The 23,468-nt window shown below is 70.4% G+C and carries 21 protein-coding genes; 8 read left to right on the top strand and 13 right to left on the bottom strand.

Going from position 1 to position 23,468, the window contains the following annotated elements; all coding sequences use genetic code 11:
* The first annotated feature begins 41 nt into the window (after positions 1-41).
* On the top strand, positions 42-1,982 hold the full coding sequence (locus AB0E94_RS42060; protein WP_360338457.1) for a sulfatase-like hydrolase/transferase: 1,941 nt from the start codon (positions 42-44) through the stop codon (positions 1,980-1,982).
* A 27-nt stretch (positions 1,983-2,009) separates the two neighbouring features.
* On the opposite strand, the gene AB0E94_RS42055 is transcribed toward AB0E94_RS42060, so the two are convergent.
* Both AB0E94_RS42055 and AB0E94_RS42050 read right to left on the bottom strand, forming a co-directional pair.
* A complete protein-coding gene (locus AB0E94_RS42055; protein ID WP_360338454.1) occupies positions 2,010-4,280 on the bottom strand; it encodes a hypothetical protein in 2,271 nt (756 codons plus the stop codon).
* A gap of 781 nt (positions 4,281-5,061) precedes the next feature.
* Entirely contained in the window at positions 5,062-5,667 is a 606-nt protein-coding gene (locus AB0E94_RS42050; protein WP_360338451.1) for a TetR/AcrR family transcriptional regulator, read from the bottom strand.
* 140 nt (positions 5,668-5,807) lie between these two features.
* Between AB0E94_RS42050 and AB0E94_RS42045 the strand changes: the two genes are divergently transcribed.
* Both AB0E94_RS42045 and AB0E94_RS42040 read left to right on the top strand, forming a co-directional pair.
* Positions 5,808-6,971, top strand: a complete 1,164-nt coding sequence (locus tag AB0E94_RS42045) for an acyl-CoA dehydrogenase family protein (RefSeq protein ID WP_360338448.1) — start codon at positions 5,808-5,810, stop codon at positions 6,969-6,971.
* Between the two features lie 15 nt (positions 6,972-6,986).
* Positions 6,987-8,069, top strand: coding sequence for a CaiB/BaiF CoA-transferase family protein (locus tag AB0E94_RS42040; protein ID WP_360338445.1), 1,083 nt, complete (start codon positions 6,987-6,989; stop codon positions 8,067-8,069).
* A gap of 1,167 nt (positions 8,070-9,236) precedes the next feature.
* Here AB0E94_RS42040 and AB0E94_RS42035 read toward each other — a convergent pair.
* From AB0E94_RS42035 to AB0E94_RS42010, 6 genes are all read right to left on the bottom strand, one after another.
* On the bottom strand, positions 9,237-10,592 hold the full coding sequence (locus tag AB0E94_RS42035; protein WP_360338442.1) for a cellulase family glycosylhydrolase: 1,356 nt from the start codon (positions 10,590-10,592) through the stop codon (positions 9,237-9,239).
* 104 nt (positions 10,593-10,696) lie between these two features.
* Entirely contained in the window at positions 10,697-11,770 is a 1,074-nt protein-coding gene (locus tag AB0E94_RS42030) for a GGDEF domain-containing protein (RefSeq protein ID WP_360338439.1), read from the bottom strand.
* Positions 11,767-12,822 (bottom strand): GGDEF domain-containing protein, encoded by a 1,056-nt coding sequence (locus tag AB0E94_RS42025; protein ID WP_360338436.1) that lies wholly within the window; start codon positions 12,820-12,822, stop codon positions 11,767-11,769. Before AB0E94_RS42025 ends, AB0E94_RS42030 begins: the two co-directional genes overlap by 4 nt.
* A 92-nt stretch (positions 12,823-12,914) precedes the next feature.
* Positions 12,915-14,474 (bottom strand): methyl-accepting chemotaxis protein, encoded by a 1,560-nt coding sequence (locus AB0E94_RS42020; protein WP_360338433.1) that lies wholly within the window; start codon positions 14,472-14,474, stop codon positions 12,915-12,917.
* A gap of 67 nt (positions 14,475-14,541) precedes the next feature.
* Positions 14,542-14,892, bottom strand: a complete 351-nt coding sequence (locus tag AB0E94_RS42015) for a UBP-type zinc finger domain-containing protein (RefSeq protein ID WP_360338430.1) — start codon at positions 14,890-14,892, stop codon at positions 14,542-14,544.
* Between the two features lie 12 nt (positions 14,893-14,904).
* The gene (locus AB0E94_RS42010; RefSeq protein WP_360338427.1) at positions 14,905-15,273 is read right to left on the bottom strand and encodes a helix-turn-helix domain-containing protein; all 369 of its coding nucleotides are present in this window, start codon (positions 15,271-15,273) and stop codon (positions 14,905-14,907) included.
* 166 nt (positions 15,274-15,439) lie between these two features.
* Here AB0E94_RS42010 and AB0E94_RS42005 point away from each other — a divergent pair, with 166 nt between their 5' ends.
* The gene (locus AB0E94_RS42005; RefSeq protein WP_360338424.1) at positions 15,440-16,294 is read left to right on the top strand and encodes an SDR family oxidoreductase; all 855 of its coding nucleotides are present in this window, start codon (positions 15,440-15,442) and stop codon (positions 16,292-16,294) included.
* 264 nt (positions 16,295-16,558) lie between these two features.
* On the opposite strand, the gene AB0E94_RS42000 is transcribed toward AB0E94_RS42005, so the two are convergent.
* Complete coding sequence (locus AB0E94_RS42000) at positions 16,559-17,017, bottom strand: YbaK/EbsC family protein (RefSeq protein WP_360338421.1); 459 nt, start codon at positions 17,015-17,017, stop codon at positions 16,559-16,561.
* A 16-nt stretch (positions 17,018-17,033) separates the two neighbouring features.
* On the opposite strand from AB0E94_RS42000, the gene AB0E94_RS41995 reads away from it, so the two are divergent.
* Positions 17,034-17,408, top strand: coding sequence for a DUF427 domain-containing protein (locus tag AB0E94_RS41995; protein ID WP_360338418.1), 375 nt, complete (start codon positions 17,034-17,036; stop codon positions 17,406-17,408).
* Here the strand turns inward: AB0E94_RS41995 and AB0E94_RS41990 are convergent.
* Positions 17,357-18,376, bottom strand: a complete 1,020-nt coding sequence (locus AB0E94_RS41990) for a TIGR03617 family F420-dependent LLM class oxidoreductase (RefSeq protein ID WP_360338415.1) — start codon at positions 18,374-18,376, stop codon at positions 17,357-17,359. The genes AB0E94_RS41995 and AB0E94_RS41990 overlap by 52 nt on opposite strands.
* Before the next feature lie 60 nt (positions 18,377-18,436).
* Here AB0E94_RS41990 and AB0E94_RS41985 point away from each other — a divergent pair, with 60 nt between their 5' ends.
* Positions 18,437-19,252 (top strand): MerR family transcriptional regulator, encoded by an 816-nt coding sequence (locus tag AB0E94_RS41985; protein WP_360338412.1) that lies wholly within the window; start codon positions 18,437-18,439, stop codon positions 19,250-19,252.
* Here the strand turns inward: AB0E94_RS41985 and AB0E94_RS41980 are convergent.
* Entirely contained in the window at positions 19,239-20,096 is an 858-nt protein-coding gene (locus tag AB0E94_RS41980) for a P1 family peptidase (RefSeq protein WP_360338409.1), read from the bottom strand. The genes AB0E94_RS41985 and AB0E94_RS41980 overlap by 14 nt on opposite strands.
* A 95-nt stretch (positions 20,097-20,191) precedes the next feature.
* Complete coding sequence (locus AB0E94_RS41975; protein WP_360338406.1) at positions 20,192-20,377, bottom strand: hypothetical protein; 186 nt, start codon at positions 20,375-20,377, stop codon at positions 20,192-20,194.
* Between the two features lie 169 nt (positions 20,378-20,546).
* Between AB0E94_RS41975 and AB0E94_RS41970 the strand changes: the two genes are divergently transcribed.
* Positions 20,547-21,428, top strand: a complete 882-nt coding sequence (locus tag AB0E94_RS41970) for an LLM class F420-dependent oxidoreductase (protein ID WP_360338403.1) — start codon at positions 20,547-20,549, stop codon at positions 21,426-21,428.
* A gap of 137 nt (positions 21,429-21,565) precedes the next feature.
* Positions 21,566-22,603: a LacI family DNA-binding transcriptional regulator gene (locus AB0E94_RS41965; RefSeq protein WP_360338400.1), complete on the top strand. Its 1,038-nt coding sequence runs from the start codon at positions 21,566-21,568 to the stop codon at positions 22,601-22,603.
* Here AB0E94_RS41965 and AB0E94_RS41960 read toward each other — a convergent pair.
* Positions 22,568-23,467 (bottom strand): carbohydrate ABC transporter permease, encoded by a 900-nt coding sequence (locus AB0E94_RS41960; protein WP_360338397.1) that lies wholly within the window; start codon positions 23,465-23,467, stop codon positions 22,568-22,570. The two genes, AB0E94_RS41965 and AB0E94_RS41960, sit on opposite strands and share 36 nt — an antisense overlap.
* Position 23,468: the final 1 nt, after the last annotated feature.

Raw genomic sequence — 23,468 nt, 5'->3', positions numbered from 1 at the left:
ATGTTTCCAACCCGCCACTGAACCATCCCGCGACGACATGCGTGTCCCATGACGTGCAGCCGACAGACCTCGCCGACCCGCCCCAGAACGCCGACTCGGAGAAACCGTCCGAGAAAACGGTCGACACCGCCCCGGCCGCCGACCCTGCGGAGGGACTCGCGGAAACGCCCATCGAGGCCGAAGACGCTTCCGAACCGGCGGCCCCTTCGGCGCCCGTTTCCGCGCCGACTGGCGTCGACGCTTCTTCCAATTCGGATATTTCCGAAAAGTCAGCTGAGGAGAAGGCGGACGACGAGGTCGCTGAGGCCGTCGCTGCCGAGCCGGCCGAGAAGACCCCGGGCCGGGTACGGCGGATCCTGCGCTCCCGGGCCATGTTCCACGGCCTGAACATCCTGGCCGGCGCCCTGGTCTTCGCCGCACTGCTCTACCCGAACGTCCTGCGCCGGCTCACCCTCGGCAACTTCGCCCGCATCCCGATCGAAGCCGCGTTCGGCATCCTCCTGATGATCGTGCTCCCCCGCCGCCCCCGCCTGGTCGTCGGCTCGGTCCTCGGCGCCGGCCTCGGCTGGCTGCTCATCCAGAAGAGCCTCGACATGGGCTGGTTCAACACCCTGGCCCGCCCGTTCGACGTCATCCTCGACTGGGAACTCTTCGACGACACCTTCAACTTCATCCGCGACTCGTACGGTGCCGCCGGCGCATGGGGCGCAGCGCTCGGCGCGATCACCCTCGGCGCCGCTGTCATCGCCCTGATGATCTGGGCCGTGCTCCGGCTCGCCGCCCTGATCACCGAGCACCGCCGCCGCTCCGCGCTCACCGCCGCCGGCATCGCCTCCGCCTGGATGCTGTCACTGGCCCTCGGCCTCCAGCTCATCCCGGCCGTCCCGGTCGCCGCCCGCACCTCGGTCACCTACGCCTGGGACCGCGCCTGGCAGGCCAAGGAGGGCATCGCCAACGAGGCCGCCTTCGCCGACGAGATCAAGGTCGACCCGTACAAGAACGTGCCGGCCGACCAGATCCTCACCGCCCTGCGCGGCAAGGACGTCATGTTCACCTTCGTGGAGAGCTACGGCCGCAACGCCGTCGAATCACCCAGCCTCGCAGCCGGCACCACAGCCGTCCTCGAAGACGGCGACGCCCAGCTGAAGGCGGCCGGATTCGCCTACCGCAGCGGCTGGCTGACCTCCGCGACCTACGGCGGCAACAGCTGGCTCGCCCACTCCACGCTGCTGTCCGGACTGTGGATCAACAACCAGTCCCGCTACCGCAACCTCACCGCCAGCGACCGCCTGACCATCCCCAGCGCCATGCAGAAAGCCGGCTGGGACACCGTCAGCGTCATGCCCGGCGCCACCCGCGCCTTCCCCGAGGGCGACTTCTACGGCTACAACCGGATCTGGGACTCCCGCAACCTCTCCTACCAGGGACCCCGGTTCAGCTGGTCGCAGATGCCCGACCAGTACACGCTCAAGCAGTTCAACGAGGTCGAGTACAACCGGCCCGGCCGCAAACCGCTGATGGTCGAGATGCCGCTGATCTCCAGCCACACCCCGTGGGCCCCGATCCCCACCTTCATGGACTGGGACGAGGTCGGCGACGGCTCGGTCTACAACGCGATCGCCGCCGACGGCGCTCAGAAAGCCGACATCTGGACCAGCGCCGCCAAGGTCCGCCGCGAATACGGCCGGTCGATCCGCTACACCCTCACCACCCTGATCTCCTGGGTCGAGAAGTACGGCAACGACAACCTGGTCCTCGTCTTCCTCGGCGACCACCAGCCGTCCAGCGTCGTCACCGGCGACAACGCCAGCCACGACGTCCCGATCACCATCGTCGCCAAGGACCCGGCCGTCCTCGACCGCATCGCGAGCTGGAACTGGACCCCCAGCCTCAAACCGGCGGCCGACGCCCCGGTCTGGCCGATGAACGCCTTCCGCGACCGCTTCTTCACCGCTTTCGGCCCGTCCGGCGGCAACCACTGAGCCAGGTGTGCGGCGCCGGTCCCGGTGTCACTCCAGGCGCCGCACACCGCCTGCCTCAGCCAGATACATCCGCAGCCGCTCATGCCGGAACTGGTAGACCGCCCCGTTGCGCCGCAACACCCCACGCCGGGCCGCATCAGCCAGAAACGGCATGAGCCGCCACGGCAACCACCCACGGGCCGCGAACCACAACCGCACCACCGTGTACGTGAGCCAGGCCGACAACGCCGACGAGCCCAGCGCAATCGCCACGAACCATCCGAGCGCCCCGGCGATCAGGCCGGCCCGGACGACGTACCAGACCGGGGCCGGACCCAGATCCCACATCTCCGCCGACCCGCCGGCCCCCACGCCGACCATCGTCACCGCACCGATGAGCAGCGGCGGCACCAGCAACGCCGCGCGGTCACCACGCAGCGTCCGCTCCGGATCCCACAACTCGTCCGCCGGAGCCGGCCGGATGAACGCGGAAGCCAGGCCGAACAACAGACCCAGCGGCACACCCAGACCGACCGATGTCGTCACAGTGAGGAGCAAGGCCAGCCCGAGTGGTTCCCGCGCCGCGGGCTCATTCCATAGACCGATCGCCAGGCACAGCGCCTCCCCGGCCAGGAAAGCCATCGCCGGCCCCTGCACCCCCGTCAGCGGCGCCGACGTCACGCTCGCCGGCCGGCCCCCGCGCCCCAGCCGCACGACCGCCAGCGCCACCTCACGCCAGACCGAGCGGGTCACCCACGACGCGACGGCCACCGCGACGACCGACAGCACGATCACCCCGTGCGGCCCCACCGGGAGCAGCAACCCCCAGACGAAGATCATCGGCGCGACGAAAAAGATCCCGCCAACCGCTGCCGTCCGCAGACGCCGAGCTTGAAACCGCAGTTGATGTGGCTCCTCGGGAGCACTCGCGCCCGGAAGAAAGTACCCGAACCCGAAGATCGCGGCGGCGAAGAGCAACGTGCCGGCCCCGAGCTCGCCGACCAGAGCGAAGAACAGCAGGAACGGCACCACGATCCCGGGCAGAACCGCCACCCGCGCGGCAGGAACCGGCGCGCCGGAGACCCAGCCGATACGCCACCACGCGAAGTCCTGCTGCGCCTGCCGGTCCAGAAGCCGGGCCAGGAAACCGAGCCAGGCCGCCGACCTGACCGCCGTGAACCGCGGCCGCGCCGTCCCCTGCTCTGGATACACCGCCGGCAGATACCTGTCGAACAGCCGCCGTTCGAGCTCACCGCCCTCGGCCAGCTCGATCAACTCAGCCGGGTCCGAACCGGGCACCCGGTACACGGTCCGCGCCAGGTAGGTCATCAGTGGGCTCGACAACGCCGCCGCCAACGGGCCGGACGGATTCCGGACCAGCTCCCGGGCCACCGGCGCCCACCGGTCCGTGTCACCCGCCTGCCCGCCCGGTAGATATCCGGCCGCCTGCTGCGGGCTCAACGGGTCCAGCTCGACGATCAGCGCCCGATGCAGCGGCTCACCCGTCTCCGTCACGGTCGCCGCGTACTCCTCGGCCCGGCTCATCACCACCAGCGGCAGGTCCACCAGCTCGTTGAGAGCGGTCACCGCGGCCGCCCGATCCTCCGGCCGCATCTCGTCCAGCCCGTCGAGCACCGCGATCACACCACGCTCGGCGACGAGCCGCCCGGCCTCCCGCGCGACCGCCCGCAACCCGTAACGCCCGGCCAGGGTCCGCCCCAGCCAGGCCTCGAACTCCTCGGTGGACGGACGCCACCCGGCCAGGTCGAGCAGCACCGCCACCGGCTCCCCGGGCCGCCGGTCGGCCAGCAGCCCGCAGGTGAGCAGCACCGCCGCCGACGTCTTGCCCGCGCCCGGCCGCCCGATCACGACAAGCCGCCGGAACGGCAGCCGCCGCCAGGTCTCGGCCAGATCCTGCACGTCGCCGGCGAGACGCAGCCGGGTCACCCGGACCTGGCCCAGATCAGCGACCTCATCCGGCGGCACCCCGACCGGCCGTTCGGTGATCCGCCACCGGATCCGCATCGGCGAGGTCCCGCGCAGCCCCCGCCGAACCGCCTCCCGCTCCCACTGCCGCCCGACGAGGTCGGCCAGCCGGTCCAGCACATCGTCAGCCGTGTCGGCCGCGTCGGCGCGCCCGGTCCGGGCGCCGGCGACCGCCCACAACGCGATCCATGCGGCGGCCGCACCGAGAACGCTGCCGATCTGGTCGGCCGTGTCCCGGTCACCGGGCGACAGCAGCCGGAACCCGGCCACAAGCGTCAGCACCAGAACAACGCCGCCGCCGACCATCCACCGGATCCGCCCCCACGAACGCATGCCAGCATCGTCCCGCACCACCGCCGAATCCGTCCTCTCTGGACCCACACCCCCTCCCCCTGCCACACCGCCCTCCCCTCCCGCGGCACACCTCCCCTCCCGCGGCCCTCCCCTCCCGCGGCCCTCCCTCTTGCGGCACGCCGTCGCGCCGCGATCTTGTGGACTTCGGCGGGACAGGTGTGCCCCTCGAGTTTCGCCATTTGAGAAGCAACATTGCAGGTCAGGGCCGCGCCGAAGTGAATCTCGCATTCACCCTGGTCAGCATCATCCCCAACGAACTCCGCAGATCATCGCGAGGTCCTATGGCCTTGGACGGGGCCGTCCAGAGGCGATGCCGGGAACGGGCCGCCGAGAGCGGGCCCGCCGGCCGCAGCGATGGTCAGCGCACACGTTCGCCTGGGCGCAGCGGTGGTCAGCGCACACGTTCGCCGATCGTGTGCGCCTGCTTCGCTCTGACGGGGACGGGCGCACATGTTGTGCCGTCCGTGTGCGCCTGCCATCGTTCCGGCGAGGGTGAAGTCGCACGTTGCCGCATTGTGTGCGCTGGCCGTCGCGCGCCGGCCGAACACCGGCGACCGCGTCTGGCTGCCCGCTGGCGGCCGGGCCGGGCCGGGCGCCGCCGACCGCATCTAGCGGAAGGCCGACGACCAAGGCTTGCGACGACGGACAGCGGTGCGCCGTCACGTCGCGGGCGCGACGGGGCGCACCCACTCTGCTGCGTCCTAGGAGGCTAGTTTGAAAGGCGGACCGGTTCGTCCCGGTCTTGGACTGTTCGGTCTGTCTAAACGGCTTGCGGGAACGCTCGTTCCACCATTGCGACCAGCGCCGTGGACAGCAGCACGTGCACCTGCTCGCGGGTCAGCACGCCCCGCTGCAACCACTCCTGCGCGGTCCAGATGGCCAGCCCGACATACGACCGGGTCATCCCCCGCAGCGCCGGCGACGGGTCGTCCCCCATCCCGACCGCACGCAGCACTCCAGCCGCGGCGACATCGACGGCCTCGGCGATCACGGCGTTCACCTCCGCATCACCGGCCATCCCGCCGGCGCCGGTCGCGGCCAGCCAGGAGGTGCTGTGCCGGGACACCACGTCGAGGAACCAGCTGACGATGGAATCGGCCCGTTCGGGTAGTTCGCCCTCGGGAAGCTGCTCCAGCGCCACTTCGGGCACGGTCAGCATCACTCGTACGACTTCGAGGTAGAGGTCCTTTTTCGTACCGAAATAGTGGTTGACCAGGCCGCGGGCGACGCCGGCGTCCCGGGCGACGTCCGTGGTGGAGACGTCGGCGTAGGGTTTCGACCCGAACAGGCGGATCGCCACCGAAAGGATCTGTTCACGCCGGGCGTCCGGTTCCAGCCGGCGCCGGCGCATCGCCTCGACACTCACCTGGCCGACCTTACGGCACGTCGATCGATCGGCGCCCGAGATGCCCGTTTCATCGATGTTTCGATCGGCGGGAAAGATGAATCGCGGCAATTCATACGCATGTTATTGACACATCGCCAATAGTGTTCGATGGTGTGTCGATGCCGACGCCTGGACTGGACGGTTACGTCGAACCGTGGCGCAAGCCGGAACACGACGACCTGGCCGAGCTCGCGCGCGCCTTCTTCACCAAGGAGGTGCTGCCGCACGCCGAACGCCTGGAACAGCAGGGCCACCCTGACCGCGAGCACTACCGCCGGGCCGGCGAGCTGGGGCTGCTCGGCCTCTCCATCCCGGAGGAGTACGGCGGCGGGGGCGGCGACTTCACCCACGAGGCCACCCTGTTGCACGAACAGACGCTGGCCGGCGAGGGTAGCCTGGGCATCGCCGTGCACAGCGGCATCGTCACCGGGTACATCAACGACTACGGCTCCGACGAGCAGAAACGTCGCTGGCTACCGGGCCTGGTGAGCGGTGAGCTGGTCGGCGCGATCGGCATGACCGAGCCGGACGGCGGTTCGGACGTGCAGGCGATCCGCACCCGGGCGATCCGCGACGGTGACGACTATGTGGTGAACGGTTCGAAGACGTTCATCACCAACGGAATCCTTGCGGACCTGTTGGTCCTCGCGGTGAAGACCGACACGTCCGCACGCGCGCACGGGATCTCGCTGCTGGTGTGCGAGCTGACCGGCGATCCGGCCGGCTTCCGCCGCGGACGGAAGATCGAGAAGATCGGCCTGCACTCGAACGACACGGCCGAACTGTTCTTCGACGACTTCCGGGTTCCCGCCGCGAACCTCTTGGGGACCGAGGGGTCCGGATTCATCCAGATGATGCAGCAACTCCCCCAGGAGCGGCTGGTCATCGGGGTCGGAGCGGTCGCGGCCATGCAGCGTGCGGTCGAGCTGGCCACGGCGTACGCCAAGGAGCGGGTGGCTTTCGGCAAGCCGCTGCTCGGTCACCAGAACACCCGGATGGTCCTGGCCGAGGTCGCCACGCGCACCCGGGTGTCCCGGGTCTTCCTGGACGACTGCATCCAGCGGCATGCCCGTGGTGAGCTGGACGTGGCGACCGCCGCGATGGCCAAGCTGTACCTGACCGAGGGCCAGTGCGAGGTCGTCGACAGGTGCCTGCAGATCTTCGGTGGCTACGGCTACACGACCGAGTACCCGATCGCGAAGATGTATGCGGACGCCCGGGTCCAGAAGATCTACGGCGGCACCAACGAGATCATGAAGGAGCTGATCTCCCGTGTCCTCTGAGATCGGGTTCGCCCGATGACCGCCCTCGAAGGTGTGCGCGTCGTCGAGTTGTCCGGGCTGGCGCCGGCCCCGTTCGGGTGCATGATCCTCGCCGACCTGGGCGCCGACGTGGTGCTGGTCGAGCGCCCCGGTGGTAACGGACCGGCCGGTCCGCCACCTGGTCCGATGCAGCGCGGACGCCGTACCGTGACGATCGATTTGAAATCTGAGGCCGGTGTGGCCGGGTTGCTGAGCCTGATCGAGAAGGCCGACGTGCTGGTCGAGGGTTTCCGCCCCGGCGTCGCCGAGCGGCTCGGTTTCGGGCCCGAGGTGTGCGAGAAGCTGAACCCGGCGCTGATCTACGCGCGGATGACCGGCTGGGGTCAGGACGGCCCGCTGGCTCCGACGGCCGGCCATGACATCGACTACATCGCGATCGCCGGCGCCCTGGACCCACTGGGCCGGGCTGGCGAGAAGCCGCACGCCCCGATCAACCTGCTGGGCGACTTCGCCGGCGGCGGCATGCTGCTGGCGGTAGGTGTCCTGGCCGCCCTGGTGGAACGCTCCCGGTCCGGCCGGGGCCAGGTGGTCGACGCCGCGATGGTGGACGGGTCCTCGCTGCTGATGACCTTCGTCCACGGCATGGCCGCGGCCGGCCGCTGGCCCGCGCCCCGGGGCCGGAACCTGCTCGACGGCGGAGCGCCCTTCTACGACACCTACCAGGCTGCCGACGGTGGTTTCCTGGCGGTCGGCTCGCTGGAGCCACAGTTCTACGCGGCGCTGCTGAAAGGCCTGGACCTGGCCGACGACCCGAGGCTGCCCGGCCAGTTCGACTTCGCCGCCTGGCCGGAGCTGCGGCGCCGCTTCACCGAGCGCTTCCTGGAGAAGACCCGCGACGAATGGTCCGCGATCTTCGAGCCCCTGGACGCCTGCGTCAGCCCCGTCCTCTCCCTGACCGAGGCGCCGCTGCACCCCCACAACGAGGCGAGGAAGGCGTTCATCGAGGTGGGCGGCGTCGTCCAGCCGGCCCCGGCGCCGCGCTTACAGCGAACCCCGGCACAGACACCGGCCCCTCTGCGCCAGGCCTCGGTCCCGGAGGTCCTCTCCTCCTGGTCATGACTTTTCTGGTACGGCCACAACCACACAACCACAACGGCCCGGCCCCGGACCACCCCGCAAGGTGGCCCCGGTGCCGGGCCGAAACGCGCCCGCCGGGCTGATCCGGTAGCCGCGCGGCGCTGGGCTGATCCAATAGCCGTCCGGCGCCGGCCTGATCCAGTAGCCGCCCGGCGCCGGCCTGATGCGAGGTCACGCTGACCGTTGACACCTGATCCAGTAGCCGCCCGGCGCCGGGTTGATCCAGTAGCCGCCTGGCGCTGGGCGATCGGGCCGGCCAGGCACAGGACGTCGCGCCCGGCGAAGGTCACGAACCCGGACGACCCTCGTGGATCTTGCACGGTTCTCCGAGCCGGCAGCGATCTTGCATGGCTCTTCACGTCACAGATCTTGCACGGTTCTCCACCCTGGCAGCGATCTTGCAAGGTTCTTCATGTCTGGGCGTGGTTTGTCGTGCAAGGTCTACTCCGCTGGGGAGACCTTGCAGCTTTCTTCCTGCTGGGACGCGGAAAGGGCTGCAAGATCGACGCGGGCATGGAAAGTCGTGCAAGATCCGCGGGCGGCGAGCCGTAAGCGGCGGAGCCGACGTCGGCTGAGTCGTTGCCGGCTGAGTCGTTGCCGGCTGAGCCGTTGCCAGCGGAGCCGACGTCGTCCGGCCGAGGGCCGCCCTCCTCAAGGTGAAGTGGCTGCCCAGAAGACTCCGGGGCCGGCAAAGGCTGCAAGATCGGCGGCCTGGTGCGCTGAGCGGTGCGATAGGGATGCTTCCGGCGGGGATGAAGGGCCGGCCAGGTGCTCGTCTCGCTTCCACCCCACGTGGGAGCGGCGGCGAGCGCCTGGCCGGGGTGTTCGGGTGCAGGGGATTCTGACAGGAGCGGGGATTACGCCGGGGCGGGCGCGTCTACCGACATCCTACATGGGAGCGCTCCCAAAGCAACCGGCCCGGCCGGGAGAACGACCGGCCGGGCCGGCGGACCGGAGAGGGTGCCGCCGACCAGGTAAAGGGCGGCGGACCGGAGAGGGCGCCGCCGACCAGGTAAAGGGCGGCGGACCGGGGAGGGCGCCGCCGACCAGGTGAGGCCGGCGGGCCACAGCGCGGTGCAGGCAAGCGGACCGAGGGGTGCCGCCGGCCCGGTGGAGGCCGGCGGCACCGGTGGCACGAGGAGGTGCGCGTCAGCCGGCGGTGCAGGTCAGCGTGGGGACGCTGTTGGTTCCGGTCCAGGAGCCGAGGAACCCGAAGTTCGTGCTGGCGCCCGCCGAAAGGCTGCCGTTCCAGGCCGCGTTCCGGGCCGTCACCGCGGCTCCGCTGCTGGTCACCGTGGCGCCCCAGGCGTTGGTGACGGTCTGGCCGTTGGCGTACGTCCAGGTCACCGTCCAGGACTTGATCGCCGCGCTGCCCGCGGTGACCTTCACGTCGCCCTGGAATCCGCCCTGCCACTGTCCGGCGATCGCATAGGTGGCGGTACAGGCGCCACCGGGCGTGGACGGCGAGGGTGAGGGCGACGACGGGGACGGCGACGGCGACGACGGGGTGGGCGAGCTGGGCTGGACGCCGCCGAAGATGGTGGCCTCCTTGCTGGTGGCCTTGAGCCCGTTGGCCCCGTTGACGATCCGCTGCCCCCAGGTGGTGAGGGAGGCGGCGTTGAAGCTGTTCGTCATGTCGAGGATCGGGTCGGTGTTGCCGGCCCACGACCACCCGAGGTAGCCGAGCCCCCGGGCCTGCGCCTCGGCCATCAGGGTCGCGTCGTCCACCTCGCCCGAGGCGAACTGCCAGCCGAACTCGCCGATCACCAGCGGCCAGTTGTTGTTCTGGAACACGTCGAGGTAGTTGCGGATCGACGCGGCGGTGTTGAACACGGCGTACATGTGGATGGACAGCACCGTGTTGGCGCGGGTGTCGGCGTTCAGGACCGTCTGCGCGTTGTCGCGCATCGTGTACTGCCAGTCCTGGCCCCAGTTGGGGGCGTCGACCATGAGCAGGTGCTCGAAGCCGTTGCTGCGCATCTTCTGGATGGCGGCGACGGTGGCGGCGGTCCACTGGCCGGGGTTGGTGTTGCCGATCGGCTCGTTGCCGATGTTGATGACGACGTAGTTCTCCTGGCCCTGGAGCACGCTCTTCAGCGAGATCCAGTAGTTGACGGCCTGGTCCAGGGTGTACGCGGCGCCGTCTTCGCCGTACCCGGTGGTGTCGTGGTCCTCCAGGACGCAGATCAGCCGGTTCGCCTTGCACAGGCTGATCACGTTGGTGACGTCGGCGGCGGTGTTGGCGGTCCAGCGGCCGCCGCTGAGCACGACCCGGACCGTGTTGGCGCCGGCCGCCTTCATGTCGGCGAACGAGCCGGTCTGCCCGGCGTACCAGGTGTGCATGTGGTTGATGCCGCGCATGATGAAGTTGCTGCCGTTGGCCTCGACGATGTTCCGGCCGCTGATGTGCAGGCCGGTGGCGGCGTAGGCGGGGGTGACGACGGTCAGCACCGCTGCGGTGAGGGTGACGAGGACTGCGGCCAGCGTGGCCAGTCTTCTCTTCATGGTCTGCCTCTTGAGGGGGATGAGAACGGCGTTCGGTGAACGCCCCGCCCCGGGCAGTGCCGGTCACGCTACCCGCCACCGGGCGGTATCGCAATGGATCGATGTCATGCGGCCCGGCGGGCCTGCTTCTCCCGGTACATGGCGGCGTCGGCCTCGGCGGTGAGGGTGTCGAGCCCGGCCTCGCCGCCGGCCGGGCGCAGCGCCACGCCGATGCTGACGCCGACCGTGACCACGATGCCGTCGCCGAGGTCGGCGGGCCGGCGGACGGCGTCGCGGACACGTTCGCAGACGGCGGCCACCGCGCCTGCCCCGGCGCCGGGCAGCAGGATCAGGAACTCGTCGCCGCCGAGCCGGCCGGCGGTCACTCCGGGGCCGGCCGCCTCGATGAGCCGGACCCCGACCTCGTGCAGCAGACGGTCGCCCGCCGCGTGCCCGTACGTGTCGTTGACCTGCTTGAATCCGTTGAGGTCGAGCAGCAGGACGCCCAGCGCGCCGCCGGTGAGCCGGGCCGCGTACTCATCGAGGTGGGCCCGGTTGGGCAGCCCGGTGAGCCCGTCGTGGGTGGCCTGGTGCTCCAGGGCCCGCCGGGTCTCCTGGAGGGTGGTGAGCTGCCGGGCGAAGGCGGTCGACTGGGAGCCGGCGATGATCGCGGTCATCGCGCCGGTGCCGAGCACGAACGCGGTGTCCACCGACTCCGGCACGAACAGGATGAAAGCCGCGGACGTGGCCACGAAGGTCAGCAGGGCACCGAGCAGCTGGTGCCGGATCGCGGCGATGGAGATGCTGAGGCCGAGCAGGGGCCAGGTGGTCTGTTCGAAGTCGCGTTCCGAGACGACAACGAACGCGATGATCGTGGTCGTGTCGAACAGCACCTGCAGCGCGCTCCAGAACTGGTAGCGGGGCCCGTCGGGGCGCCGGCGGGCCAGCAGGGCGAGCAGGTCCGCGGCGATCATCAGCACGATGCCGAGCCGGCAGGCCGTCGTCATGTCGTCACTGAGGACCGCGGGCGCCAGGTCGGTCACGCCGCTCATGTAGACGACGGTCAAGATCAGCCCGAGGGTACGGGAGACGAGCCCGGCGGCCTCAACGGTCCGCCGCCGGGACAGCAGCGAGTCGTCGACGTACGCCTTCCGCATGAGCCTCCCATCGGCAGTGACGGGCATGACCTTGAGGGTCAAGCTGCCACGGTACGGCCACGCTTGTCGCGATACATGCCGGCATCCGCCTCAGCGGTCAGGGCGTCCAGATCGGCGTCGCCCCCGGCCGCCCGCAGCGCCACCCCCGCGCTGACGCCCACGGTCACCACACGCCCGTCGCCGATGTCGACGGGCCGCCGGATCGTGTCCCGGATCCGCACCATCACGCGAGCGGCCGCGGCGCTGTCCCCGTCCGGCAGCAGGACCAGGAACTCGTCGCCGCCGAGCCGGCCGGCCAGCCCGTCGCCGCCGAGGGCCGCGGTCAGCCGGGCGCCCACCTCGTGCAGCAGCACGTCACCGGCGGCATGCCCGTGCTCGTCGTTGACCTGCTTGAACCCGTTGAGGTCGAGCAGCAGCACACCGAGGGGGCGGCCGGCGTGCCGGTCGGCGTACGCGGCCAGGTGCGCCCGGTTCGGCAGGCCGGTGAGTCCGTCGTGGGTGGCCTGGTGATGCAGGGCCCGCCGGGTCTCGTCGAGGACCCGCAGGTGCCGGTCCAGCGCCGACGACTGGGTGCCGGTGATGACCGCGATCATGAATCCGACGACCACCAGGTAGAACAGCTCGTGCGAGCCCGGCACCAGCAGCGCGAAGCCCAGAGTGGTGGCCGCGAACACCACCAGAGCGCCGATCATCCGGTGCCGGAGGGCGGCCACCGCGATCGCCGGCGCCAGCAGCGGCCAGGTGGTCTCGGCGGTCTCCCGTGAGGCGAGGGCCACGATCGCGGTGATCGTCGCGGTGTCGATCACGCTCTGCCCGGTGCTGAGCCACGGGTACCATCGCGAGCCCGGCCGGCGCCGGGCCAGGTAGCACAGGATGTTCGACAGGCCCATCGTGGCGACGCCCAGCCAGCAGACCAGGCGCATGCCGTCGCTGGCCACGGCGGCCGCGCCGGCGCCGATCCCGGCCGCGGCCACGGCGGTGGAGACCATGCCGAAGCTGCGGGCCACGAGAGCGCCGGTCTCGATGGTGCGCCGCCGTCGCGGGAGCGCGTCGTCGTCCACCGGGGCGACTGAGCGCTGGAGCAGCGTACGCATGAAGGTCCGATCGGCAGGCCGAGGTGGGCCTTGAGAGGAACGCAAAGCGGGACCGGCCGCCATGATGGCGACCGGCCCCGCCGGAGCGAATCTCAGAACTTGAAGGCGCCGACCAGGTTGCGCAGCTCGTCGGCGGTACGCGAGACGGCCGCGCTGGCCTCCCGGGTCTGCGCGACGCCGCCGACGGTGGCGGCGCTGGCCGAGGAGACGTCGCTGATGTTGGCGGCGATCCGGCTGGAACCGGCGGCGACCTCGGCGATGCTGCGGCTCATCTCGCCGGTGGTGGCGGTCTGCTCCTCCACCGCCGAGGCGATGGTGGTCTGGAAGTCGTTGATCTGGGCGATGACCTCGGAGATGCGGTTGATGACCTCGACCGCGCCGCCGGTGTCCTGCTGGATCGCGTTGACCCGGGTGTGGATGTCCTCGGTGGCGCGGGCGGTCTCCTGGGCGAGGTCCTTGACCTCGGAGGCGACCACGGCGAAGCCCTTTCCGGCGTCGCCGGCGCGGGCGGCCTCGATGGTGGCGTTGAGGGCGAGCAGGTTGGTCTGTTCGGCGATCGAGGTGATCAGCTTGATCACGTTGCCGATCTCGGCGGACGACTCGCCGAGCTTGCGGATGCTCTCGGTGGCGCTGGCGGCCTCGGAGACCGCGATCGAGGCGACCTGCGCGGCGTCGGCGGCGTTGCGGGAGATCTCCCGGATCGACAGGCCCATCTCCTCGGAGCCGGCGGCGACGGTCTGCACGTTGCGGGAGATCTCGTCGGCCTCGGACGAGGCGGACGAGCTCTGCCGGTCGGTGTTGTCGACGGCGTCGGCGATCTGCGCGGAGACCCCGGCGAGCTGGTTGGACGCGTTGGCGAGCTTGTCGGCGTCCCCGGCGATGGTCTGCATCGAGGAGCGCAGCTTGTCGAGCGAGCGGTCCAGGCCGGCCGCCATCACCCCGAACTCGTCGCGGCTGGTGATGCCGCTGCGCACGGTGAGGTCGCCCTTGTCGAGCGCGTCGATGACCTCACCGAGCTGCCGGATCGGGCCGAGGATGGAGCGGACCATCGGGATCGCCATGCCGACCAGCGCGATCAGGCCGATGCCGGCCACCACGATCGCGATGTTGCGGGTGCTGGCGACGGCCGTCTCCATGTCGGCCTTCTCCTGGGCGACCGCGGCCTCCACCTTCTCGGTGAGGGCGTCGAGCTGGTCGTCGGTCTTGTTGTTGGCCTCGGGGATCTCGTCGATCCGGCCGAGCACCGACTTCGGGTCGGCCACGCCGTCGGTGACGAACTGGCTGATGAACTCACTGAAAGCGACGAAGTCCGGGCGGTAGCCCTGGAACTCCTCCAGCATTGCGGTGGGCAGCCCGCAGGAGACGACCTTGTCGGCCGCCTCGGTCGACGACTGCGTGTCGTCGCCGACGTCCTCGAGGACGTCCTGGCCGAGCGCGGCCCGGTAGGCGTCCACCTTCAGCTCGCTCTGGCGGTTGTTCAGGTGGTTGATCGCGGCGAGACAGGCCTCCAGGCTGCGCATCTGCTCAGCCTGGCTGGTCAGTGTCGACTGGCTGGTCAGGGTGATGGCGGCCAGACCGCCGAGCGCGACGGCCCCGGTGGCGACGATCACCCCCAGCCGCTTCGCCGTGCCGATGTTCTGAATCGCCCGCATCTGCCCTCCTTAGCATCCGACGCACACACCATCGGATGTGGCGGCGGTCACCTGAGGAAAGGCACATTCAGCGGTTCAGGCGACGGGTCCAGTCGGAAGGCACAGATCCGGCCGGGCCGGGGGCCGGCTGATCGTCGGGACGGCTGGCCGGCGGGGCCAATTCCGGCCCGGAGAGGCCCTGCCCGGTCTGATAATTCCAGAACCAGTCCTCACCCGGCTCGAAGGACTGGACGACCGGGTGGCCGGTCTCCTTCCAGTGCCCGGTGGCGTGCTGCGACGGCGAGCTGTCACAGCAGCCGACATGGCCGCACTCGGCGCATCGGCGCAGGTGGAACCACCAGCCGCCGGCGCCGAGACACTCGGCGCAGCCGGTGCCGGAGGGAGGGATGTCGGTGCGGATCGGTGCGTCGCTGGTCACCCGGAAAACCTATCAATGGGTACGGTCGTACGCCTCCTGCGCCACCGAGATCTGCCCGAACTCGCCCTCGACCAGCTCGATCAGCTCGACGAACTTGGCCGCGACCCGCGCGCCGAGAGGGGTCAGGCTGTACTCCACGCGGGGCGGGATGGTGGCCTGCACCTCACGGATGACCAGGCCGTCGCGCTCCAGCGACTGGAGGGTCTGGGCCAGCATCTTCTCGCTCACCCCGTCGACCCGGCGGCGCAGCGCGTTGAACCGGAACGCGCCCTCGTGCAGCGCGGCCAGGGCCAGGCCACCCCAGCGGCCGGTCACGTCGGCGAGCACGCCGCGGGAGGCGCAGTCCCGTGCAAAAACACTGGGAATCAGCTCGTCGTCCACGCCGAGCACGATACCAGCACTGCGCCGAAGTTTGCGCTTTCGAAAAGTTAGTGCCATTGTTCTGGTCACCGCACCGAGCGGGCTAGCCGTACCTCAGGCCGGTTATTGCACTCGGATAACCCGCCTGAGGTACGGCTAGCCGGACCATCGTCTACAGGGAGTCGACATGACCATCGCCGTCACCGGAGCCACCGGACAGCTGGGCCGCCTCGTCGTCGAGGCGCTGATCACCCGGGGCGCCACGCCCGGTGAGATCGTCGCCGTCGTCCGGGACACCGCCAAGGCGGGCGGCCTGCTGGCGCTCGGCGTCCAGGTGCGCGAGGGCGACTACGACCGCCCGGAGAGCCTGGCCGCCGCGTTCGCCGGGGTCGACCGGCTGCTGCTGATCTCCGGCAACGCGGTCGGCCAGCGGATCGCCCAGCACACCGCGGTGATCGACGCCGCCAAGCAGGCCGGTGTCGGCTTCCTGGCCTACACCAGCATCCTGCGCGCCGACACCACGCCGGTCGGCCTCGCGCCCGAGCACCTCGCCACCGAAAATCTGATCAAGAGCAGCGGGATTCCGTACGCCTTCCTGCGCAACGGCTGGTACATCGAGAACTACGCCGGCTCGTTCGGGCCGGCGATCGCCCAGGGCGCGCTGTACGGCAGCGCCGGGGACGGCCGGATCGCCGCCGCCACCCGCGCCGACTTCGCCGAGGCCGCCGCGGTCGTGCTGCTCAGTGGCGAGGCGGGCGTCTACGAGCTGGCCGGCGACGAGCCGTTCACGCTGGCCGAACTGGCCGCGGCGGTGTCCGGGGCGTCGGGCGCGCCGATCGCCTACACCGACCTGCCCGCCGACCAGTACCAGGCCGCGCTGGCCGGCGCCGGCGTCCCGGAGGGTTTCGCGGCTCTGCTCGCCGACACCGACGTCAAGATCCGTGACGGCCACCTGGACGACGACACGAAGACGCTGTCCCGCCTGATCGGCCGCCCGACCACCCCGCTCGCCGACGCGGTAGCCGCCGCCCTCAAGGGCTGATCCGTCCGGAGAACTCCCGCAGCCGGGGCCCAGACCGCCGGCCGTCGCCCAGCACGGTAAAGCCGCACCCATTCCAGTAGTCAGCGACGGCTGGCGGTCCCGGCCGTCGCCCAGCACGGTAAAACCGCACGCATTCCAGTAGTCAGCGACGGCTGGCGGTCCCGGCCGTCGCCCAGCACGGTAAATCCGCACACATTCCAGTAGTCAGCGACGGCTGGCGGTCTGGGCCGGGACCGGCCGGGTGGGTCTGGCTTCGCGCGCTCGCTAGCTGAGCTCGGTCACGTCGGCGAACGTGCCGGCCAGGGCCTTGACCGCGGCGTCGGCGCCGACCCGCAAGCCGACACCGCGCTCGCCGGCGCCGAGGCTGATGGTCCGGCCGCGGGTGGTCTCGTCGGCGATCACCGGCCACGGCCGCCGGGAACCGAACGGGGTGATGGTGCCCCGTTCGTAACCGGTGGCCTCCTTGGCGGTGGCCGCGTCGGGCATCGACAGCCGGCTCACCCCGAGCAGCGCCCGCAACTTGGGCCAGGAGATCGACCGGTCGCCGGGCACCAGCACGAACAGGTAGTCGTCGTCGCCCCGGCGCACCACCAGCGCCTTCACCAGGTCACGCACTTCGACCTGCTGGGCGGCGGCCGCCTCGGCCACGCTGCTGACCGGCCCGTGCCGGATCACCTCGTGGTCGATCCCGGCGGCGGACACGGCTTCGACGGCACTCGACAACGTTAGGCTCCTCAACATGACCAAGCCTCGTCTTCAACCAGGCCCGGATCATCCGATCACGATCACCCCGACCGGCTCAAGGGTGACGGTCACCGCCGGCGGGAAGGTGGTCGCCGACACCGAGGGCGCGCTCACCCTGCAGGAGGCGAACTATCCGCCGGTGCAGTATGTGCCGCTCGCCGACGTCGACCCGGCACTGATCTCGGCGACCGATCACCAGACCTACTGTCCCTACAAGGGTGAGGCCAGTTACTGGTCGCTGCCGGAGGCGGAGAACGCGGTCTGGGGCTACCTGGACCCGTACGACGCGGTCGCCGAGATCAAGGGACACGTCGCCTTCTACCCCGACAAGGCGGACGTCCGGATCGCCGATCGCACCGCCGCCAGCTGATACCGGTCCGCCTCGTACGGCGTGTAGAGCGAGATCCGATCAATCGCGGAACCGAATCGGCCGAGCAGCCCGGCGGCGACCGCCGCCGGGTCACCGGCCACCGCGAACGTGTCGAGCACGTCATCGGTGATCGCGTCGGTCATCTCGTTCCACGATTGCCGGCGCGACAGCAGGTTGAGCCGATCGGCCAGCTCGCCCCAGCCGTGCATCTCCAGCACCGGGCGGTAGGCGGGCGTCGACGCGTAGAAGGCGATCTGCCCGCGCACCGCCCGCTCGGCTTTCGCCCGGGCGGCCGGGTCGGCGCCGAGCACCACGAAGGCGCTCATCTCCAGCGCGAATCCGTCGAGGGACCCGCCGCGCGCCTCGCGGACCGCCGGGATCAGCCGCTGCGACAGATAATCGACGCTGGTCAGCGGGTGCACGAGCAGCCCGTCGGCGACCCGGCCGGCGACCGCCACCATCCGCTCCCCCACCGCGGCCAGCTGCACCGGCGGGTTGCCGAACGGGTTGGGCCCCGGATCGAAGAACGGCGTCATCAGCGTGTGCTGGTAGAACGAGCCGCGGAAGGCGAGGCGCTCGCCTGTCGCCCAGGAGAGCCAGATGGCCCGCAGCGCCGCCACGAACTCCTCCATCCGCGCCGCCGGACTGCTCCACGGCATCGCGAACCGTCGCTCGATGTGTGGTTTGACCTGCGAGCCCAGGCCGAGCCGGAACCGGCCCTCGGAGATCAGCTGGAGGTCGTTGGCGAGGACCGCGACATTCATCGGGTTGCGGGCGAAGGCCACCGCGATCGACGACTGGAGCGACAGGGTGCCGGTCGCCCGGGCCACCAGCGTCAGCGTGGTGAACACGTCATGCTTGGTCTCGGCCGCGTTGAAGCCGTCGTAACCGACCTGCTCGGCGGAGACGGCGGCCGTCTCGGCCTCGGACGGTGAGGCCGCGATCGCTGCGGCGTAGTCAACCAACATCCCCCACGAATACCAGATCTTGACTCTCACACTGTGTGAGGCAGTCAACTCGGAGCCATCATGTTCACCATCGGAGACTTCGCCCGCCATGGCCGCGTGTCGATCCGGATGCTGCGGCACTACGACGCGACGGGCCTGCTGCGGCCGGCCCACGTCGACCCGGCCACCGGGTACCGGCACTACACGGCCGCTCAGCTGGCCCGGCTCAACCGGATCATCGCGCTCAAGGATCTCGGGTTCACCCTGCACCAGGTGGGCGAGATCATCGACGGCTCGCTCAGCGCCGGTGAGCTGCGCGGCATGCTCCGGCTGCGCCGCGCCGAGCTGGAGGCCGCGGTGGCCGAGTCGAGCGCGCGGCTGGTCCAGGTCGAGGCACGTCTCCGGGCCATCGAGAGGGAGGGCCACATGCCCGGAAACGACGTAGTGATCAAGCGGATCCCGCCGGTCCGGGTCGCCGAGCTGACCGCGGTCGCCGACGGCTACGAGCCGGAACACATCAGCCCGGTGATCAATCCGCTCTACGACGAGCTGTTCCGGCGGCTGGAGAAGGCCGGGGTGCGGCCGACCGGTCCGGGCGTCGCCTATTACGAGGACGCGGCCGACGGGCGGATCACCGTGCATGCCGCGGTCCAGGTCGCGGCCGGTCCGGGTTCGGGCGATTTTTCGGTACGGGATCTGCCGCTGATCGCCGAGGCCGCGACGATCGTGCACCGGGGCCCGATGGATGCCGTGGTGCCGACCGGGCAGGCCCTCGCCGAGTGGATCGACGCGAACGGCTACCGGGCCGTCGGTTACGCCCGTGAGGTCAGCCTGGAGTGCCCGGAGAACCGCGACGACTGGGTGAACGAGCTCCAGGTGGAGATCACGCGGGCCTGATCACGGCGTTGCGGATCGCGGCCGCCATCACTTCGGTGGCGGTCGCGCGCAGCAGGTCCAGGTCGGCGCCGTCGGCCTCGCCGGTGGCCAGCGCGACCACGGCGTCGCCGTCGTAACGGGAGTGTGCCGGGTGCAGGGCCCGGGCGAACCCGGTGTGACCGCTCTGCGCGAGCAGGTGGCAGTCGAGTTTGCTCAGCTTCGCGTCGGTGAGCAGCACGGCGATCGTGGTGTTCTGCAGGCCGAGCTGCACGGCCGGGTCGGTCACCGGCAGGCCGCCGAACACCGGCCGGCCGGTCTCGTCGAGCACGTCACCCCAGGCGTTGACCACGGCGACCGCCGCGACGGCGGCCGGCCCGGCCCGGCCGGTGGCCACGCCCAGCCCGCCCGGCGACGGTTCCGTCCGCCATCTGCCCGTTCTGGCCCCGGCGCCGGCTCCGGCCGTACCGCTGCGCAGGGGTTGTCCGGTGAGGGCGGCAAGGGCTGCCTCGCGTCCCGAACCGGGACCGGGCGGTCCGGTCGCGACCGACTCGTCGAAGATCGACATGCCGACGACGATCGGCACCGGACCGAACGGTGTCGGGAATCCCTGGCCGCGCTCGCGCAGCAGGCCCATCACGCCGTCCACGGCGGCCAGGCCGAAGGCCGATCCGCCGGACAGCACCACGGCGTCCACCTGTTCGACCAGGCGGCCCGGTTCGAGCAGGGCGAAGTCGCGGGTGGCCGGGGCGCCGCCGCGGACCTCGCCGGAGCCGACCGTGCCGGGCGGCGGCAGGATCACCGTGACGCCGGTGCCGGACCCGGTCCAATGGCCCACGTGCGCCGAGAGCAGCTGTGGTCGGGACATGATCCGAACCTACCCGCCCGATCCCGGGCCGGGTCAGTGGCGGATCAAGGCCGGGCCGGCCGGGTCAGCGGAGGATCAAGGCCGGGCCGGCCGGGTCAGCGGCGGATCGAGGCCAGGGCCAGGCCGGCGAGGCTGCAGCAGACGGTGAGCCAGGCCACGGCGAGCAGGGACGACATCACCGTGCCGGGAAGTCCGATCGGTGAACTGTTAAGGACCGCCACGGCGGCGCCGATGAAGACGATCGCGGCGGCGGCTGCCACCTGTAGGTATGCGTGCGGCAAGACGGGCTCCCGGGGTGTGCCTGACGGGGAGCCGCAACCGTCCCCTACCAGCCGGTTCTGCCGCAACGGCCCGGTCGGCCCACTTTCCGGAACTTCGCGATGCGCGGCCGGCACCATCAGCGGCCGGTTCGGAGCGGGCGGCGGGATTCGCCGCCGGTAGGTTGATCTCATGAGCATTGATTTCGGGGTTTTCGTGCCACAGGGGTGGCGGATGGACCTGGTCGAGATCACCGACCCGGTCGAGCAGTACGAGGCGATGACGGCGGTGGCGAAGGTGGCCGACGCCGGACCCTGGGATTCGATCTGGGTGTACGACCACTTCCACACCGTGCCCGAGCCGACGATGAACACCACGTTCGAGGCCTGGACGGTCACCTCCACGCTGGCCCGGGACACCAGCCGGGTCAACATCGGGCAGATGGTCGGCTGCAACGGCTACCGGCACCCGGCCCTCTACGCCAAGATCGCCTCGACGGTCGACGTGGCCAGCCACGGCCGTCTCTACGCCGGTCTCGGCGCCGGGTGGTACGAGCACGAGTGGAAGGCGTACGGCTACGAGTGGGCCGACGTCCCGGAGCGGATGGCCGCGTTCCGGGAGGCCGTCGAGATCGTGCACAAGATGTGGACCGAGGACGAGCCGGTCTTCACCGGTAAGCACTACCGGATCGACAAGCCGATCAACGAGCCCAAGGGGGTCCGCAAGCCGCACCCGTCGTTCTGGCTCGGCGGCGGCGGCGAGAAGGTCACGCTCAAGCTGGTCGCGCAGTACGCCGACGGCGCCAACTTCGGCAACGGCGACCCGGAGATCTTCAAGGCGAAGGCGGCGATCCTGCGTGCCCACTGCGACCGGCTGGACCGCGACTACGACCGGATCCGGAAGTCGACCGGCTACTCGATCGACCTGAGCCTCTCCAGCGCCCAGCACATCGCCAAGCTGGAGCAGCTCGCCGAGGCCGGCGCCGATTATGTGATCACCTACTTCCCGCGGGTCGCCTATGACCACGAGCCGCTGCTGAAGTTCGCGGAAGAGGTCATTCCGCAATTCTCCTGATCGATTTCCGGGCCTGCCGGGGCTGGGAGCGATCCCAGCCCCACCAGGCATTTTCCCTTCGGGCTGGACATGGCAGAATTCCGATGCCGGTTTCCGAAAGTTCCAGCCGAGATGGTCCGGCGGTAAGGAGCAGCCCTGTGGCCACTGGCAGGGGAAGAGTGACGATCGCCGCGATCGCGGAGGCCGCGGGGGTTTCCGTGCCGACGGTGTCTCGGGTGCTCAATGGTCGCTCGGACGTGTCCCCCGGCACCCGTGAGCTGATCGAGCGACTGCTGCGAGAGCACGACTACCGTCCTCGCAACTCTCGGCATTCCGGGCGTGCCCGGCTGGTCGACCTGGTTTTCAACGACCTGGACAGCCCGTGGGCGCTGGAGCTGGTGCGCGGTGTCGAGGACATCACACATGCGGCCGGCGTCGGGACCGTGGTGTCCCAGGTGCACCGGCGCAGCACCGCGACCCGGCAGTGGCTGCAGAACCTGCGGGCCCGCGCGTCCGACGGCGTCATCTTCGTGACCTCGGACGTGGCCGAGCCGGTGCACAGCGAGCTGCACCGGCTCAAGGTGCCCGTGGTGATCATCGACCCGGCCGGCGGGGTGGCGTCCGACGTGCCGACGATCGGGGCGACCAACTGGTCCGGCGGGCGCACCGCCACCGATCATCTGCTGGCGCTGGGGCACCGGCGGATCGGGTTCGTGGCCGGCCCGAGCCACCTGCTGTGCAGCCGGGCCCGGCTGGACGGTTACCGGGCCGCGATGGAGGCGGCCGGGGTCCGGGTCGACGAGGAGCTGATCACCACCGGCGACTTCCGGCACGAGGCGGGTTTCCTGGCCGGCAACCGGCTGCTCGACCTGCCCGACCGGCCGACCGCGGTCTTCGCCTCCAGCGACCTGATGGCGCTCGGCGTGTGCGAGGCGGCCCGGCGGCGTGGGCTGCGGGTGCCCGATCAGCTGAGCGTGGTCGGTTTCGACGACCTGCCCGAGTCGCGGTGGTCGTCGCCGCCGCTGACCACGATCCGGCAGCCGCTGGCCGAGATGGGCGGGCTCGCCGCGCGGACCGTGTTGCGGCTGTCGCGCGGCGAGGCCATCGAGACCCCCCGGGTGGAGCTGGCCACCAAGCTCATGGTGCGGGAGAGCACCAGGTCACTTGCCGAATCCGGCGGTCAGGCCGCTCAGTAGCTGGCGGCGCCCGATCGCGTAAAGGGTGAGGATCGGCAGTGTCGTCAGCACCACCGCGGCCAGCACGGCCGGGATGTTGACGCTGAACTGGCCCTGGAACTCCCAGAGGGCGAGCGGCAGGGTCCGCTGCTCCGGGCTCTGGGTGAGGATCAGCGGGAGCACGAACCCGTTCCACACGGTCAGGCCCTGGTAGATGGTGACGGTCACCAGGGCCGGCCGGGTGAGCGGGAAGGCGAGCCGCCACAGGGTGCCCCACTCGGTGGCGCCGTCCATCCGCATCGACTCGAAGAGCTCCTTCGGCACGTCGCGGATGAAGTTCGCCAGGACCAGCACACTCAGCGGGATCGCGAACGCCAGCGAGGGCATGATGATCGCGCCGAGGGTGTCGTACATCTGGATCCTGATGATGATCAGGTAGATCGGGATGATGACCGCCTGCAGCGGGATCGCCAGGCCCATCAGGAACAGGCCGTTGACCGCGCGCAGGAACCGGCTGCCGGCGCCGCCGCGGATGATCGCGTAGGCCGCCATGAACGACACGATCACCGCCGGGCCGACCGCGCCGACGGTGACCAGGACGCTGTTCATGAAGTACCTGACGAAGTCGTTCTCCAGAACGAACCGGTAGTTCTCCAGCGTCGGGTCGGACGGCGGGGCGAGCGGGTTGGTGTCGTAGTAGTCGTCCTGGAGCTTGAGGCTGGTGATCACGATCCAGTAGATCGGCACCACCACGATCGCCAGCCACAGCCAGCCGGCCAGGCCACCGGCGAAGTTCCAGTGCAGTGGGTGGAAACGGCGACGGCCCTTCACCGGAGAATCCTTCAGGACCGGCGGCGGGGTACGGCTGTCCAGCATCGTGGCCATC

The sequence above is a fragment of the Actinoplanes sp. NPDC026670 genome (assembly GCF_040638175.1).
Lineage (GTDB): Bacteria > Actinomycetota > Actinomycetes > Mycobacteriales > Micromonosporaceae > Actinoplanes.
This window is presented reverse-complemented; position numbering and strand designations above follow the sequence as displayed.